This is a genomic window from Pseudomonas sp. MWU12-3103b, from assembly GCF_023100615.1.
Lineage (GTDB): Bacteria > Pseudomonadota > Gammaproteobacteria > Pseudomonadales > Pseudomonadaceae > Aquipseudomonas > Aquipseudomonas putida_A.
The window spans coordinates 49,693-66,267 of the sequence record NZ_JALMEY010000023.1 but is presented as its reverse complement, the minus strand read 5'-3'; the positions used below and the strand labels follow the sequence as shown (position 1 = coordinate 66,267).

At 61.8% G+C, this 16,575-nt stretch carries 11 protein-coding genes; 4 read left to right on the top strand and 7 right to left on the bottom strand.

The genetic code is table 11. The features are described 5' to 3' along the window. Positions 1-7: 7 nt before the first annotated feature. The gene (gene pdxJ / locus M0808_RS26770) at positions 8-751 is read left to right on the top strand and encodes a pyridoxine 5'-phosphate synthase (RefSeq protein WP_016986101.1); all 744 of its coding nucleotides are present in this window, start codon (positions 8-10) and stop codon (positions 749-751) included. Between the two features lie 127 nt (positions 752-878). Here the strand turns inward: pdxJ and mltF are convergent, their stop codons facing one another. Beyond that, positions 879-2,339 (bottom strand): membrane-bound lytic murein transglycosylase MltF, encoded by a 1,461-nt coding sequence (gene mltF, locus M0808_RS26765; RefSeq protein ID WP_097086355.1) that lies wholly within the window; start codon positions 2,337-2,339, stop codon positions 879-881. Positions 2,340-2,624: 285 nt separating this feature from the next. On the opposite strand from mltF, the gene purL reads away from it, so the two are divergent. The 3 genes from purL to M0808_RS26750 all read left to right on the top strand — a co-directional run bounded on the left by purL (position 2,625) and on the right by M0808_RS26750 (position 8,438). Next, complete coding sequence (gene purL, locus M0808_RS26760; protein ID WP_247843045.1) at positions 2,625-6,521, top strand: phosphoribosylformylglycinamidine synthase; 3,897 nt, start codon at positions 2,625-2,627, stop codon at positions 6,519-6,521. Positions 6,522-6,526: 5 nt separating this feature from the next. Then, positions 6,527-6,838: a YqfO family protein gene (locus M0808_RS26755; protein ID WP_223008427.1), complete on the top strand. Its 312-nt coding sequence runs from the start codon at positions 6,527-6,529 to the stop codon at positions 6,836-6,838. 1,237 nt (positions 6,839-8,075) lie between these two features. Then, the gene (locus M0808_RS26750) at positions 8,076-8,438 is read left to right on the top strand and encodes a DUF6124 family protein (protein WP_247843044.1); all 363 of its coding nucleotides are present in this window, start codon (positions 8,076-8,078) and stop codon (positions 8,436-8,438) included. Between the two features lie 122 nt (positions 8,439-8,560). Here the strand turns inward: M0808_RS26750 and nagE are convergent, their stop codons facing one another. The 6 genes from nagE to M0808_RS26720 form a co-directional block, all read right to left on the bottom strand. Then, positions 8,561-10,276: an N-acetylglucosamine-specific PTS transporter subunit IIBC gene (nagE, locus tag M0808_RS26745; protein WP_247843043.1), complete on the bottom strand. Its 1,716-nt coding sequence runs from the start codon at positions 10,274-10,276 to the stop codon at positions 8,561-8,563. A gap of 35 nt (positions 10,277-10,311) precedes the next feature. Continuing rightward, on the bottom strand, positions 10,312-12,825 hold the full coding sequence (gene ptsP / locus M0808_RS26740; RefSeq protein WP_247843042.1) for a phosphoenolpyruvate--protein phosphotransferase: 2,514 nt from the start codon (positions 12,823-12,825) through the stop codon (positions 10,312-10,314). Positions 12,826-12,859: 34 nt separating this feature from the next. After that, the gene (locus M0808_RS26735) at positions 12,860-13,882 is read right to left on the bottom strand and encodes an SIS domain-containing protein (RefSeq protein ID WP_247843041.1); all 1,023 of its coding nucleotides are present in this window, start codon (positions 13,880-13,882) and stop codon (positions 12,860-12,862) included. After that, complete coding sequence (gene nagA, locus M0808_RS26730; RefSeq protein ID WP_247843040.1) at positions 13,863-14,969, bottom strand: N-acetylglucosamine-6-phosphate deacetylase; 1,107 nt, start codon at positions 14,967-14,969, stop codon at positions 13,863-13,865. Before nagA ends, M0808_RS26735 begins: the two co-directional genes overlap by 20 nt. A gap of 30 nt (positions 14,970-14,999) precedes the next feature. Continuing rightward, the gene (locus M0808_RS26725) at positions 15,000-15,740 is read right to left on the bottom strand and encodes a GntR family transcriptional regulator (protein WP_161794889.1); all 741 of its coding nucleotides are present in this window, start codon (positions 15,738-15,740) and stop codon (positions 15,000-15,002) included. Positions 15,741-16,013: 273 nt separating this feature from the next. Continuing rightward, positions 16,014-16,529, bottom strand: a complete 516-nt coding sequence (locus M0808_RS26720) for a L,D-transpeptidase family protein (protein ID WP_027610965.1) — start codon at positions 16,527-16,529, stop codon at positions 16,014-16,016. Positions 16,530-16,575 lie beyond the last annotated feature (46 nt).

Below are 16,575 nucleotides of genomic sequence, written 5' to 3'. Positions count from 1 at the left end.
CGCATCCGTGACCACCAGCAATCGCATTCTTCTTGGCGTGAACATCGACCACGTCGCCACCCTGCGTCAGGCCCGTGGCACACGCTACCCGGATCCGGTCAAGGCAGCGCTGGACGCGGAAGAGGCGGGCGCCGACGGCATCACCGTGCACTTGCGTGAAGACCGCCGGCACATTCAGGAACGCGACGTGCTGTTGCTCAAGGATGTGCTGCAGACCCGCATGAATTTCGAAATGGGCGTCACCGAAGAAATGATGGCGTTCGCCGAGCGCATCCGTCCGGCGCACATTTGCCTGGTCCCGGAAACCCGTCAGGAGCTGACCACTGAAGGCGGCCTGGACGTAGCGGGGCAGGAGGAGCGGATCAAGGCGGCGGTCGAGCGTCTGTCGAAGATCGGCAGCGAAGTGTCGCTGTTCATCGATGCTGACGAGCGCCAGATCGCCGCATCGAAGCGCGTTGGTGCACCGGCCATCGAACTGCACACCGGGCGCTACGCCGATGCCGAAACCCCGACTGAAGTCGCTGAAGAATTGAAGCGTGTGGCGGACGGCGTGGCGTTTGGTCTGGCGCAGGGCCTGATCGTCAATGCCGGACATGGCCTGCATTATCACAACGTCGAAGCCGTGGCGGCGATCAAGGGCATCAACGAATTGAACATCGGTCATGCGCTGGTGGCGCATGCGTTGTTCGTGGGCTTCAAGTCGGCAGTGTCCGAGATGAAAGCGCTGATTCTGGCTGCCGCCAAGCCCTAAGCAACACCCCAGAACCCAATGTGGGAGCGGGCTTGCTCGCGAAGGCGGTGTATCAGTCAAAGAATATGTCGACTGACACACCGCCTTCGCGAGCAAGCCCGCTCCCACATTGGATTTATGCTGTTGGTTAGAGCGGGGCAGGCTCTTGAGCCGGTTTTGACTTGTCGATACCGGGCACATGCAGATTGCCCTCGGCCACCTGATCGCCTTCAAGCTGCGGCTGGGTCACCCAGGTCAGGATGTCGTAATAGCGACGGATGTTCGCCACGAAATGCACCGGCTCGCCGCCCCGGGCGTAGCCGTAGCGGGTCTTGCTGTACCACTGCTTCTGCGACAGGCGCGGCAGCATCTTCTTCACGTCCAGCCACTTGTCCGGGTTCAGGCCTTCGCGGGACGCCAGTTTACGTGCGTCATCGAGGTGACCGCTGCCGACGTTGTACGCCGCCAGCGCAAACCAGGTGCGGTCCGGCTCCTGAATCGATTCGTCGAGCTGATCCTTCATGTAGGCCAGGTACTTGGCGCCGCCCATGATGCTTTGCTTGGGATCGAGACGGTTCGACACGCCCATCGCCTGAGCGGTGTTCTGGGTCAGCATCATCAAACCGCGCACGCCGGTTTTCGAAGTGACTGCCGGTTGCCACAGCGATTCCTGATAACCGATGGCCGCCAGCAGGCGCCAGTCGACTTTCTCTTTCTTGGCGTAGGTCTTGAAGTGCTGTTCGTATTTGGGCAGGCGCTGCTGCAAGTGCTGGGCGAAGGTAGTGGCGCCCATGTAGCCGAGGACATCGACATGGCCGTAATAACGGTCTTTCAGGCGCTGCAGGGTGCCGTTCTTCTGCACCTTGTCGAGGTAGGCGTTGATCTCGTTGAGCAGGCTGTTGTCTTCGCCGGCGGCCACCGCCCAACTCTGGCTGCGCGCATCGCCGAGGTCGAAGGCCACGCGGATGTTGGTGAAGTACACCTGGTTCATCGCCACTTCGTTGGAGTCGACCAGCGTCAGGTCGATCTGGCCTTCATCGACCATGCGCAACAGGTCGACCACTTCAACGGCGTCGGATTCTTCGTATTCGATGCCTGGAAATTTCTTTTTCAGCTCCGCCAGTTGTTCAGCGTGGGTGCTGCCCTTGAGCACCATGATCTTCTTGCCGACCAGATCGCCTGGGTCGGTAGGGCGCGACTGGCCGTTGCGGTAGATGATCTGCGGAGTGACTTCGAGGTAGGAGTGGGAGAAGCGCACCTGCTTCTTGCGATCCTCGCTGCTGACCAGACCTGCCGCCGCCAGCACCGGGCCGTTCGGCTTGCCGATCTGGTTGAACAGGTCGTCGAGGTTGTCGGCGGTCTCGATCTTCAGTTCAACCCCCAAATCGTCGGCGAAGCGCTTCACCAGCTCGTATTCGAAGCCGGTTTCACCGCTGCGATCCTGAAAGTAGGTGGCGGGGCTGTTACGGGTAATCACCCGCAGCACACCATCCTCCTTTACGCGCTCGAGTGTGTTGGGTTTATCAACACAGCCACCGAGCATCAGGAAGAGTCCGGTTGCGATCAGCCATTTGGCGTACCGCGGACGCAAAGCCGTTGGGAAAAACATCTGCGCAGTATACGCAAACGGCTGCGGGCGCCATATCTCGACAGTGAGCGGCTTGTCTGCTAGAGATCACAAAACCGCACGAAACCCCGCAGGAATGGGGCTGAACGGCATTTTGTGACAGGAAAAATAAGCGCGGCTCGTGCACCCTCGGAATTTGACTTCAAAGGCAGAAACACAGATTGATATCCGAGTGCAACCGTGCGTAGCGTTTCGGGTGATGTTGAGGGCGGTTTAGGCTAGAATGCACGGCCTCAAAGCACACCCCTTCCCGAGGCTGTCCCGAAGATGTTGATCCTGCGCGGCGCTCCTGCCCTTTCTGCCTTTCGCCACAGCAAACTCCTTGAGCAACTGAGCCAGAAGGTTCCAGCTGTCAGTGGCCTGTATGCTGAATTCGCTCACTTCGCCGAAGTCACCGGCGTCCTGACCGGCGACGAACAGCAGGTGCTTGCGCGCCTTCTGAAGTACGGCCCAAGCGTTCCGGTACAAGAGCCGACCGGCCGTCTGTTTCTGGTGTTGCCGCGTTTCGGCACCATCTCGCCATGGTCGAGCAAGGCCAGCGACATCGCCCGCAACTGCGGCCTGAGCAAGATCCAGCGCCTGGAGCGCGGCATCGCGTTCTATGTGGCCGGCCAGTTCAGCGACGCCGAAGCCCAGCAAATCGGCGACGTGCTGCATGACCGCATGACCCAGATCGTTCTGGGCAATCTGGAACAGGCCGCCGGTCTGTTCAGCCACGCCGAGCCGAAGCCGCTGACCGCGATCGACATCCTCGGTGGCGGCCGCGCCGCGCTGGAAAAGGCCAACACCGAGCTGGGCCTGGCCTTGGCCGAAGACGAGATCGATTACCTGGTCAACGCCTTCAACGGTCTCAAGCGCAACCCGCACGACATCGAACTGATGATGTTCGCCCAGGCCAACTCCGAGCACTGCCGCCACAAGATCTTCAACGCCAGTTGGGATATTGACGGCGAGAGCCAGGAAAAAAGCCTGTTCGGCATGATCAAGAACACCTATCAGATGCATAACGAAGGCGTGCTGTCCGCTTATAAGGACAACGCTTCGGTGATCGTCGGCAACGTCGCCGGCCGCTTCTTCCCGGATCCGGAAACCCGCCAGTACGGCGCGGTGCAGGAGCCGGTGCACATCCTGATGAAGGTCGAAACCCACAACCACCCGACCGCGATCGCCCCGTTCCCGGGCGCGTCCACCGGTTCCGGTGGCGAGATCCGCGACGAAGGTGCAACCGGTCGTGGCGCCAAGCCAAAGGCCGGCCTGACCGGTTTCACCGTGTCCAACCTGCAGATCCCGGGCTTCGAACAGCCGTGGGAAGTGCCGTACGGCAAGCCGGAGCGCATCGTTACCGCGCTGGACATCATGATCGAAGGCCCGCTGGGCGGCGCCGCATTCAACAACGAATTCGGTCGTCCGGCCCTGACTGGCTACTTCCGTACCTTCGAACAGTCGATCACCACCCCGCACGGTGACGAAGTTCGTGGCTACCACAAGCCGATCATGCTCGCGGGCGGCATGGGCAACATCCGTGAAGAACACGTCAAGAAAGGCGAGATCCTCGTCGGCTCCAAGCTGATCGTGCTCGGTGGCCCGGCGATGCTGATCGGTCTGGGCGGCGGCGCTGCGTCCTCGATGGCCACCGGCACCAGCTCGGCGGATCTCGACTTCGCTTCCGTTCAGCGTGAAAACCCTGAAATGGAGCGTCGCTGCCAGGAAGTCATCGACCGTTGCTGGCAGCTGGGCGACAAGAACCCGATCAGCTTCATCCACGACGTGGGTGCGGGCGGTCTGTCCAACGCCTTCCCGGAACTGGTCAACGACGGCGACCGTGGTGGCCGTTTCGAACTGCGCAACATTCCAAATGACGAGCCGGGCATGGCCCCGCACGAAATCTGGTCCAACGAATCTCAGGAACGTTACGTTCTGGCGGTCGGCCCGGCCGACTTCGAGCGCTTCAAGGCGATCTGCGAACGTGAGCGCTGCCCGTTTGCCGTGGTCGGCGAAGCCACTGCCGAGCCGCAACTGACCGTGACGGACAGCCACTTCGGCAACAACCCGGTGGACATGCCGCTGGAAGTGTTGCTGGGCAAGGCCCCGCGCATGCACCGTTCGGTGGTTCGCGAAGCCGAGCTGGGCGATGACTTCGATCCGTCGAACCTCGACATCAGCGAATCCATCGAGCGCGTCCTGCACCACCCGGCCGTGGCGAGCAAAAGCTTCCTGATCACCATTGGCGACCGTACCATCACCGGCCTCGTGGCCCGTGACCAGATGGTCGGCCCATGGCAGGTCCCGGTGGCCGACGTGGCCGTCACCGCCACCAGTTTCGACGTCTACACCGGTGAAGCCATGGCAATGGGCGAGCGCACTCCGCTGGCTCTGCTGGACGCCCCGGCGTCGGGCCGCATGGCCATCGGCGAAACCCTGACCAACATTGCCGCTTCGCGCATCAACAAGATCTCCGACATCAAACTGTCGGCGAACTGGATGTCCGCTGCCGGCCACCCGGGCGAAGATGCACGTCTGTACGACACCGTGAAAGCGGTCGGTATGGAACTGTGCCCTGAGCTGGGCATCACCATCCCGGTGGGCAAGGACTCGATGTCCATGGCCACCCGCTGGAACGACAACGGCGAAGAAAAAACCGTGACCTCGCCGATGTCGCTGATCGTGACCGGTTTCGCCCCAGTGGCTGACATCCGTCAGACCCTGACCCCGGAACTGCGCATGGACAAGGGCACCACCGACCTGATCCTGATCGACCTCGGTCGCGGTCAGAACCGTATGGGTGCCTCGATCCTTGCCCAGGTTCACGGCAAGCTCGGCAAACACGCGCCGGACGTTGATGACGCCGAAGACCTGAAGGCCTTCTTCGCGGTGATCCAGGGCCTCAACGCCGACGGTCACCTGCTGGCTTACCACGACCGTTCCGACGGTGGTCTGCTGACCTCCGTGGTGGAAATGGCGTTCGCCGGCCACTGCGGTCTGAGCCTGAACCTGGACAGCGTTGCCGAAAACTCGGCCGAAATCGCTGCAATCCTGTTCAACGAAGAACTGGGTGCGGTGATCCAGGTTCGTCAGGACGCCACCCCGGACATCCTCGCGCAATTCAGCGCGGCCGGTCTGGGTGACTGTGTGTCGGTGATCGGTCAGCCGATCAACAATGGCCAGATCAACATCACCTTCAACGGTGACACGGTGTTCGAAGGCCAGCGTCGTCTGCTGCAACGTCAGTGGGCCGAGACCAGCTACCAGATCCAGCGTCTGCGCGACAACGCCGACTGCGCCGAGCAAGAATTCGACGCGCTGCTGGAAGAAGACAACCCGGGCCTGAGCGTCAAGCTGAGCTACGACGTCAACCAGGACATCGCCGCGCCTTACATCAAGAAGGGCATCCGCCCACAGGTTGCCGTGCTGCGTGAGCAGGGCGTCAACGGTCAGGTGGAAATGGCCGCTGCCTTCGACCGTGCCGGTTTCAACGCGATCGACGTGCACATGAGCGACATTCTCGCCGGCCGTGTCGACCTGAACGAGTTCAAAGGTCTGGTGGCCTGCGGTGGTTTCTCCTACGGCGACGTCCTCGGCGCCGGTGAAGGCTGGGCCAAGTCGGCGCTGTTCAACAGCCGTGCCCGCGATGCGTTCCAGGGGTTCTTCGAGCGTAACGACAGCTTCACTCTTGGCGTGTGCAACGGTTGCCAGATGATGTCCAACCTGCACGAGCTGATCCCGGGCAGCGAGTTCTGGCCGCACTTCGTGCGCAACCGCTCCGAGCAGTTCGAAGCGCGCGTGGCGATGGTGCAGATCCAGGAATCGAACTCGATCTTCCTGCAGGGCATGGCCGGTTCGCGCATGCCGATTGCCATCGCTCACGGTGAAGGCCATGCCGAATTCGAAAGCGAAGAGGCGTTGCTGGAGGCCGATCTGTCCGGTTGCGTGGCGATGCGTTTCGTCGACAACCACGGCAAGGTCACCGAAGCCTACCCGGCCAACCCGAACGGTTCGCCGCGCGGGATTACCGGTCTCACCAGCCGCGACGGTCGTGTGACGATCATGATGCCGCACCCGGAGCGGGTGTTCCGCGCGGTGCAGAACTCGTGGCGTTCGGAAGACTGGACCGAGGATGCTCCTTGGATGCGCATGTTCCGTAATGCTCGCGTCTGGGTGAACTGAGGCCTGTGTACAAGCTCGGGTTTTTTGTTCCTGACAGTCATGTCGAGGTGGTCAAGGACGCTGTATTCGCTGCCGGTGGTGGGCGGATCGGGGACTATGACCACTGTGCTTGGCAGGTGCTTGGGTCTGGTCAGTTTCGGCCTTTGGACGGCAGTCAGCCGTTCATTGGTGAGGCGGGGCAGGTTGAGCGGGTTGAGGAGTGGAAGGTTGAGCTTGTGGTTTGTGACGCGTTGATTCGTGATGTGGTGGCGGCTTTGAAGTTGAGTCACCCGTACGAGACGCCGGCTTATGAAGTGTGGCGGTTGGAGGATTTCTGATCTTCCTTCCGCTGGAACGGGAAACCTGCAGATGAGTGATTGTCTGCGGGTTTTTTGTTGCCTGCGATTTGCTTTTCTGTAGGAGTGAGCCTGCTCGCGATGGCGCCCTGACAGGCGACCATGTTCTGGCTGACTGTGTGAATATCCGTTTCTGCGGGTGCTGCGGCTGGCGGTTTCGCTCTTACAGCGAGTCACTTTTGACAAACGCCTCAAAAGTAACCAAAAAGTCTTGCTCCTACGTTCGGCCCGCTCGCTGAGGCTCGGGGTCCCTTCGCTCCGGGATTGATCCGGGCGCAGCGCCTCCGGTTTGCTTCGCTGCACCTCCTCTCGCTGTGTTTGGCTGCGCCAAACGGTCGCTGCGCTCCCACCCCCGGATCAATCCCTCCACTCAGCCTTCCGACGTCGCCCGTGGATCAAGATCAAGAGCTGCAGCCGAGCTTGCGCTCATCCTGGAGTGGGGCGGCTTCGCCGCATGGGGTGTGCGCTTCCTAAATTTTAGGAGCCAGCCTGCTGGCGATGGCGGCCTGATAGCCGACCAATTTCTATCTGAATAAACCGGGTTGAAATTGTGGGAGCGGGCTTGCTCGCGAAGGCGTCCTGCCAGCTCACTGATCCATTGCAGATGTACTCAACCCCTGTGGGAGCCTGGCTTGCCAGCGATGGCGGCCTGACAGCCAACCAATCTCTACCTGAATACACCGGGTTGAAATTGTGGGAGCGGGCTTGCTCGCGAAGGCGTCCTGATAGCTCACTGATCCATTGCAGATGTACTCAACCCCTGTGGGAGCCTGGCCTGCCAGCGATGGCGGCCTGACAGCCGACCAATCTCTACCTGAATACACCGGGTTGTAATTGTGGGAGCCAGCCTGCTGGCGATGGGGTCAGTCTGGTCACCAAGGGCATTGGTCCTGTTTAAATCTGTGTCAAATAACCAGAACCTTCCCACAAGGTTTTCAGGTTGTCTCTCGGACGCCCGGTCTCTAGGCTTTGTCTGTCGCTGCCAATTCAGCGACCGGGTGTGAGATCCCCGGCTATTCATTTGGATACTTGTGCATGTCCCTCCATAATCGCTGCCAGCTTAAACTGACGCGATTCTCTATGGCGGCTGTGTGCGGGTGGACGAATGTCCTGCCGGGTTTATCCATACCGGTGATCTCACCCCGTACATGGCTGCCACCTTATCTTCGAGTGAGATCGGGAATAAGTGGCTCTCGCACTTATTAGAGGAAATTGAAACATGGATAAGCTAATCCCCGACCCACCCCACGAAACCACAGCACCACCCGTAGACGCCATCCGCGTCGAAGACCTGACGAAAGACCGTGAAGCCATCAAGCGCGCTGTCGATTTCTACTTCACCCCGCAACCCGCTCAGGCGCATCAGCCCAGCACGATGTTCCTGGTCAACCCAAGCATCGACACCGAAACCCTGCTGGCCCACGCCTACGAATCGTTGGGCTGCGCCAGTGCCATGGCCAGCAACTTCGCCAGCGAACTCAGCGGCCTGCAACGCAGCACCGCTCTTGCCATCCAGCAAATCGTCATGCTCGCCGAACTGGCGGTAAACCGCGCGCTGGACCGGGTCGATCCACAGACCTGATCTCTCAGGCTTACCGCGTTATCGTTCTTCGCGAGCAAGCCCGCTCCCACATTTGACCGGCGTACACAGATCAATGTGGGAGCGGGCTTGCTCGCGAAGGGGGCCGCCCAGACGTCGGTGAGTCAAACCTTGGCGCTGATCTCACTCCGATTAACCAACGCCTCAATCGCCTCATTCAAACTCGCCGCTTTCTCACCAATCAACAAATGCCAGACCCCACCCTCCAGCGGGCTGACACCTTGGCAACCCAGCTCTTTCAACTGAGCCTCGGACAACGCTTTGCCATCGACCAATTGCAGGCGAATACGGGTCAGGGCGATGCAGTCCAGCTGCAGCACATTCTCGCTACCGCCCAACGCCGTCAGCCATTGCTGGGCTTCCGGTGCAGCGACCATTGCAGCTTTCGATTCCTCGACCACTACCGCAGGCGCAGCCACCAACGCACGCCCCAGCGTCGGCATGGCGAGGCGGATTTCGTCGGCGATGCTGTCGGCCAATGGCCCGACCACCACCTGCAAGCTGCCGCCCTTGCCCGGGCGTACCACGGCCATCGCACCCAGTGCCTTCAAGTCAGCATCGGATGCCTTGTTGCGATCGACCATTTCCAGGCGCAGACGAGTCGTGCAGGCGCCAACGGTGAGCAGGTTCTCGGCACCGCCCAAGGCCTTGATGTACGCAGCGGCACGTTCGTTTTCCGTAAGCACCGACTTCTCGGTGGCAGCCACGTCCTCGCGTCCCGGCGTCTTCAGGTTGAAACGACGAATACAGAAATCAAACACCGCGTAATACACCACGGCGTACGCCAGTCCGACCGGGATCACCAGCCAGCCATTGGTCGAGCGCCCCCAACCCAGCACCATGTCGATGAAGCCGCCGGAGAAGGTAAAACCGAGGTGGATGTTCAGCGCATTGGTGATCGCCATCGACAACCCGGTCAGCAGCGCATGCAGCAGATACAACAACGGCGCCAAAAACATGAAGGCGAATTCAATCGGTTCAGTCACCCCGGTCAAAAACGACGTCAGCGCCATCGACAGGAAAATCCCGCCCATGACCTTACGGCGCTCCGGCAACGCGTTGCGGTACATCGCCAGGCACGCAGCAGGCAGGCCGAAGATCATCATCGGGAACATGCCGGTCATGAACTGGCCGCCCTTTGGATCGCCAGCGAAGTAGCGTGACAGGTCGCCGGTGACCAGTGCGCCGGTGGTCGGGTCGGTGAAGTTGCCGAACACGAACCACGCCATGTTGTTGAGGATGTGGTGCAGGCCGGTAACGATCAGCAGGCGGTTGAACACGCCGAAGACGAAGGCGCCGAAGCTGCCGCTTTCCATCATCAGGCTGCCGAAGCTGTTGATGCCGTGCTGGATCGGCGGCCAGATGTAGCCGAACACCACGCCCAGCGCGACGGCGGCGAAACCGGTGACGATCGGCACGAAGCGCCGGCCGCCGAAGAATGCCAGGTACTCCGGCAGCTTGATGTCCTTGAAGCGGTTGTACAGCGCGCCGGCCATCAGGCCGCTGACAATCCCGGCGAGCATGCCCATGTTGATGCTCGGGTCGAGCACCTTGAGCGTGGAGATCATCACCAGGTAACCGATCACCCCGGCCAGGCCTGCGGTGCCGTTGTTGTCCTTGGCGAAACCGACAGCGATGCCGATGGCGAAGATCATTGCCAGGTTGGCGAAGATCACTTGCCCAGCATCGTGGATGATCGCGATGTTCAGCAGGTCGGTGTCACCCAGACGCAGCAGCAGGCCGGCAATCGGCAGGATCGCGATTGGCAACATCAGCGCGCGGCCGAGGCGTTGCAGGCCTTCGATGAAGAGTTGGTACATGGTGGTTCTCCCTGCTCTTTATAGAGAGCTTGTTGTTAGTGCAGAGGCCAATGCTGGTGGCAGGCGTGACGAACCGCAGCGGCGCTGTTGAGTTTCAATAGGTCGCGGCTGAGGCGTTGGCATTCGGCCTCGTGCAACTGGCGCACGCGATCCTTGATTTCACCGATCTGCACCGGGCTCACCGACAGTTCGGTCACACCGAGGCCGATCAGCACCGGCGTCGCCAGTGGATCGGAGGCGAGGGCGCCGCACACGCCGACCCAGCGCTTGTGCACCGCCGCACCTGCGCAGGTCATGGCGATCAGTCGCAGCAGCGCCGGGTGCAGGGCATCGACGCGAGCGGCGAGGCCGGCGTGGTCGCGGTCCATGGCCAAGGTGTATTGCGACAGGTCGTTGGTGCCGATCGACAGGAAATCGGCGTGCTCGGCCAGTTGTTCGGCTTGCAGCGCGGCGGCGGGGACTTCGATCATCACGCCGATTTCCGGGCGCTGAGTCACACCCAGTTCGATGCACAGCGCATCGACCCGTTGGCGGATGTGCAGCAGTTCGTCGACTTCGGTGACCATCGGCAACAGGATCCGGCAACGGCGTAGCGGGCTGACTTGCAGCAGTGCGCGCAGTTGCTGATCGAGGATTTCCGGGCGGGCCTGGGCCAGACGAATGCCGCGCAGGCCGAGCACCGGGTTGGCTTCGGCGGGCAGCGGCAGGTAGTCGAGTTGCTTGTCGCCGCCGACGTCGATGGTACGGATGATCACCGAGTGCTCGCCCATGGCATCGAGCACGGATTGATAGGCGGCACGCTGCTCTTCGATGTCCGGCGCGGTCTGCCGGTCGACGAACAGGAACTCGGTGCGCAGCAGGCCAACGCCATCGGCACCGTTGGCAAAGGCGTCTGCCGCTTCATGGCTGGAAGCGACATTGGCGACCACTTCGATCGCCACGCCATTGCGGGTTTCGGCGGGCAGATGCGCCTTGGCCTGTTGCGCATCGCGGCGTTGCTGACGCTCGATTTGCGCCTGTTGTACTTCGGCCAGGCGTTCGGTGTTCGGCGTCAGCTCGAGGCGGCCGCCATCGGCATCCAGCACCACCGACTGACCCTGTGCTTGATCGAGTAAAGCGGCGCCCAGTGCAACCAGGCACGGCAGACCTTTGCCGCGCGCCAGGATCGCCACGTGCGAGGTCGCGCCACCCTCGGCCATGCACAACCCGGCGACACCCTGCGCGCTAAGTTGCAGCAGATCCGATGGCGTCAGTTCATGCGCAGCGACGATGGCGCCGGTCGGCACGTCGTAATGCCAGGCTTCGCCAAGCAGGGCGCGCAGCACCCGTTGCTTGAGGTCGCGCAGGTCGTTGGCGCGTTCGGCCAGCAGCGCGCTGCCGGTGTGTTGCAGTACTTCGCACTGCACGTCGATCGACTGGCTCCACGCGTGGGTCGCCGCTGTGCCTTGGTCGATAGCATGCTGCGCGGCGTCGAGCAGGGCCGGGTCTTCGAGCAGTGCCAGATGCGCGGCGAAGATCGCTTCTTCGTCGGTGCTCTTGTGCTTTTTCGCTTGGGTGAGAGTGGCGTTGATTTCGTTGCGAACCTGCTTCAGCGCCGACTCAAGCACCTGTTGTTGCGCCAGCGGATCATGCTTGCCCGCATCCGCCGGCAGGCTGATCGCGTTCAGGCGAAACAGCGGCCCGCCGACCAGCCCCGGCGCGGCGCAGACACCTTGCAGTACGCCAGCTTCGGCCGAACGCTTGCGCGGTGCGGCGCTGACCGGTGCAGCGGCGTGATGATCGTCAGGCAGGGCAGTTGCCAACGCATTCAGCAAGGCTTGCAGCGCGGCTTCGGCGTCCGGCCCCTGACAGCTGACGTGCACTTCATCCTGCTCGCCGATGGCCAGTCCCATCAAGCCGATCAGGCTGTTGCACGGCGCCGATTTGCCGGCGAAGTGCAGCTGCGACTGGCTCTTGAAGCCTTGTGCGGTCTGCCGAATCAGTGCGGCAGGGCGCGCATGCAGACCGCCGCGATGAGCCACCAACACTTGCCCACGCACCTCAGGCCCGCCAGTTTCTTCAACATTCGCAGCCGCACCGTTGCGGGCAATAATGTGCAGCAACGGCTCGCCGACCTTCACCGCTTTGAGTGTGATCGGGCGCACCTGGAAATCCTGGCTGTTGGTCAGGATCAACAGGCTGACCAGGCTTTTGCACTGCTGGCCGACCTTGTCCAGGTCATAGCGCAACAACGGTTGGCCGTTGCTGACCCGCGCGCCTTCCTTGACCAGCATCGAGAAGCCTTCGCCGTTCAGTTCAACGGTGTCCAGGCCCAGATGCAGGAGGATTTCCGCGCCGTTGTCGGCGCGCACGGTCAGCGCGTGGCCGGTGCGGGCGACGTGGATGATCTCCCCGGCGCAGGGCGAATACAGAGTGTCATTCAGCGGGTCGATGGCGATGCCGTCACCCATCGCGCCGCTGGCGAACACCGCGTCCGGGACTTTGGCGAGCGTGAGCACCGGGCCGCTGAGCGGGGCGCTGAGGGTCAGCTCTTTATTGTTGTTGTGCATGGCTCGGTCTCATCAGGTGTGCAGTCATTCGGACTTAGTGCGTACGGGTCACTTTGCTCAGGTGACGCGGCTGGTCCGGATCCATGCCGCGGGCCACGGCGAGACCTGCGGCCATCACGTAGAAGCTCTGGATCGCCAGGATCGGATCGAGGGCCGGGTGTTCGGCGCGGCTCAGGGTCAGGTCGCGCTCGAGGATGTCGTCCGGCGCCGCCAGCAGCACACGGGCGCCGCGTTGACGCATCTCTGCCGCAAGGCTGATCAGACCGGCCTGTTCGGCACCGCGCGGGGCGAACACCAGCAACGGGTAATGCTCGTCGATCAGCGCCATCGGGCCGTGACGGACTTCGGCACTGCTGAAGGCTTCGGCCTGAATCGCCGAGGTTTCCTTGAATTTCAGCGCGGCTTCCTGGGCGATGGCAAAACCGGCGCCACGGCCAATGACCATCAGGCGTTCACAGTCGCGCAAGGCGTCGATCGCGGTGCTCCAGTCCTGCTGCGCCGCTTCGCGCAGGCCTTCGGGCAGGGCGTTGTGCGCTTCCAGCAGTTCGCTGTCTTCTTTCCAGTGCGCGATCAGGCGGGCACTGGCGCTCAGGGTGGCGATGAAACTCTTGGTCGCGGCGACGCTGCTTTCGATACCGGCGAGCAGCGGCAGGCTGAATTCACATGCGGCTTCCAACGGCGAATCGGCAGCGTTGACCATCGATACGCTCAGTGCGCCGCGCTTGCGTAGCAGACGCAGACTGTTGACCAGATCCGGGCTCTGACCTGATTGCGAGAACGCGAACGCCACCTGACCGCTGACCTTCAGCGGCGCCTGCTGCATGGTCACCACCGACATCGGCAACGACGCCACCGGTACGCCCAGTTGCTGCATGGTCAGGTAGGCGAAGTAGCTCGCTGCATGGTCGGAACTGCCACGCGCGACGGTCATCGCCACTTGTGGCGGCTGACGGCGCAGGCGCCCGGCGATCTCGATCATCTGCGGGTCGAGCTGTTGCAGTTGGGCTTGCACGGCCTCGAACGAGGACAGCGCCTCTTCAAGCATTTTTGAAGTCAATGTCTTCTCCTTCGACCATGACGGCGGTCAGTGTGAGTGAGCGATCCAGCCGCACGCAGTCGGCCCAGGCACCCGGTTGCAGGCGCCCGCGTTCAGTGATGCCGAGGTAGTCGGCGGGAAATTGCGAAAGACGTTGCGAGGCCTCGGCAATCGGCAAGCCGATCTTCACCAGATTGCGCAGGGCCTGATCCATGGTCAGGGTGCTGCCGGCCAGCGTGCCGTCGGGCAGGCGCACGCCGCCCAGGCATTTGGTCACGGTGTGGCTGCCGAGCTTATATTCACCGTCGGGCATGCCGGCGGCCGCGGTCGAATCGGTGACGCAATACAGGCATGGGATCGAACGCAGGGCCACGCGGATCGCACCGGGATGCACGTGCAGCAAGTCCGGGATCAGTTCGGCGAATTTGGCGTGGGCCAGCGCGGCGCCGACGATCCCCGGTTCGCGGTGATGCAGCGGACTCATGGCGTTGTACAAATGGGTGAAACTGGTCGCGCCAGCCTCCAGAGCGGCGACGCCTTCCTCGTAGCTGCCGAGGGTGTGGCCGATCTGCATGCGGATGCCCCGGCTGCTCAGTTCACGAATCAACCCGTCGTGACCGGCGATTTCCGGGGCGATGGTGATCACCCGGATCGGCGCCAGCGCGAGGTATTGCTCGACCTCGGCCATCAACGCGGTGTGGGCGAAGTTCGGTTGCGCGCCGAGTTTTCCGGGGTTGATGTACGGGCCCTCCAGATGCACACCGAGGACGCGGGCGGCACCTTGCGGACGCTGTTCGCAGAACTCGCCGACCTCTTTCAGCACGCTGGAGATCTCGGCACTCGGCGCGGTCATGGTGGTGGCCAGCAGCGAAGTGGTGCCGAAGCGCACGTGGGTGCGAGTGATGGTTTCGAAAGCGCTGGCGCCTTCCATGATGTCTTTGCCACCACCGCCATGGACATGCAGATCGATGAAACCCGGCAGCAGGTAGGGCAGATCATTGTCGGCCGGATCGCAGGGCACGCCTTCGATCGACACGACTCTGCCGTGTTCGTGGATCAGCCGGCCGCGAACCCAGCCGCTGGCGGTGAGGATGTTGTCTTCGGACATTTTGCTTCTCTCGTTTGGCCTGGCTGCTGATCAGCGGCGAAGCTCTGCAACAAAGTCGTAGTAGTCGTTGCGGCAATAGGTGTCGGTGACTTCGATCGGCGTGTTGTCTTCGAGGTAGCCGACCCGGGTCATCAGCAGCATGGCGGTGCCGGGGGCGATGCCGACCAGCGCGGCGAACTCGTCCGAGGCGTTGATCGCCTGGATGTGCTGCAGGGCGCGGACGATCGGTTTGCCGATGCCGTCGAGGTATTCGTAGAGCGAATCGCCGACCAGGTGCGGCTTAGGCATGATCGAGGCGGGCAGGGTGCTCATCTCGATGGCCATCACCGTGTCGTCGGCCTTGCGCAGGCGTTTCATGCGCGCGACCTTGTCGTTCGGCGACAGGCTCAGGCGGATCAGTTCTTCGTGAGTCGGCAGGGTGATTTCGCGCTCCAGCCACTGCGAGCTGGGGACAAAGCCCTTGAGGCGAAGCATTTCGCTGAAGCCCGAGAGGCGTGACAGCGGTTGTTCCAGACGGGGTGTGATGAACGTGCCGGAACCTTGCAGGCGGCGGATCAGACCTTGATCGAGCAGCACTTCCAGCGCTTTGCGTGCGGTGACCCGGGAGATACCCAGTTGCTCGCTGAGGTTGCGTTCGGAGGGCATCGCCTGCTCGGCCTTCCACTGCCCGGAATGGATCGCCGATTCCAGATTGCGCGCCAGCTGCAGGTACAGCGGCGTCGGCTGGGAGTCATCTGGGCGTAGGGCCTGGAGGTCGTTCATGTAGGTCATTTCCGACGCGAGTATAGGATTGTTGTGGCTCGCTTGTGGGGCGGAAATTAATACCACTTGAATACCATGTCAACGCAGGGAATTGGCGTGTAGCCCAATGAAATGGTGGGTTTCGAGGGTTGTGGCTTGAAGTGGTATTAGGGGCGGGCTTTAGAAAGCAGAAGATCGCAGCCTGCGACAGCTCCTACAGTGGGAAGTGGTATCAACCCTGTAGGAGCTGCCGCAGGCTGCGATCTTTTGATTTATTTTTTTCAGGTGACCAGCGGTCGCTGGTTAAGGGCGAATCTCGATCATCGTGCCGTCCGGCACCAGACCCCAGACTTCACGCATGTCCATGTTGCGCATGGCGATGCAGCCGTCGGTCCAGTCCAGGGTGTGGAACAGGTCTTCCGGGGTTTCTTCCGAATCCGGGGTGCCGTGGATCATGATCATCCCGCCAGGCTCGACGCCTTCGCGGCGGGCGCGGGCCGAATCGCTGATGTTCGGGTAGGAGATGTGCATCGCCAGGTTGAATTTTTCACTGACCTTGCGCCAGTCGATCCAGTAGAAACCTTCGGGCGTGCGTTTGTCGCCTTCAATCAGTTTCGGTCCTTTTTTCGCGCCCTTGCCCAGGGAAATGCGATAGGTCTTGATCGGCTTGCCGTCGGCGATCAATTGCAGTTGATGAGCCGATTTGAGCACCAGGATTTTTTCGATCATCGGGGTATTCGACGGCGTCACGGTGGTCACGAATGACGCTTGAGACACGGTGACGAACGACAGGCAAAACAGGGCAAGCAACCAGCGCATTGAAACGATTCCCCAGGGAGTGACGCAGATATTTTATTTATAGAAG

Excerpts from the sequence above, each read along its gene's own strand:
- mltF (WP_097086355.1), bottom strand. The coding sequence starts at position 2,339 with ATGTTTTTCCCAACGGCTTTGCGTCCGCGGTACGCCAAATGGCTGATC.
- purL (WP_247843045.1), top strand. The coding sequence starts at position 2,625 with ATGTTGATCCTGCGCGGCGCTCCTGCCCTTTCTGCCTTTCGCCACAGC.
- M0808_RS26750 (WP_247843044.1), top strand. The coding sequence starts at position 8,076 with ATGGATAAGCTAATCCCCGACCCACCCCACGAAACCACAGCACCACCC.
- nagE (WP_247843043.1), bottom strand. The coding sequence starts at position 10,276 with ATGTACCAACTCTTCATCGAAGGCCTGCAACGCCTCGGCCGCGCGCTG.
- ptsP (WP_247843042.1), bottom strand. The coding sequence starts at position 12,825 with ATGCACAACAACAATAAAGAGCTGACCCTCAGCGCCCCGCTCAGCGGC.
- nagA (WP_247843040.1), bottom strand. The coding sequence starts at position 14,969 with ATGTCCGAAGACAACATCCTCACCGCCAGCGGCTGGGTTCGCGGCCGG.
- M0808_RS26725 (WP_161794889.1), bottom strand. The coding sequence starts at position 15,740 with ATGACCTACATGAACGACCTCCAGGCCCTACGCCCAGATGACTCCCAG.
- M0808_RS26720 (WP_027610965.1), bottom strand. The coding sequence starts at position 16,529 with ATGCGCTGGTTGCTTGCCCTGTTTTGCCTGTCGTTCGTCACCGTGTCT.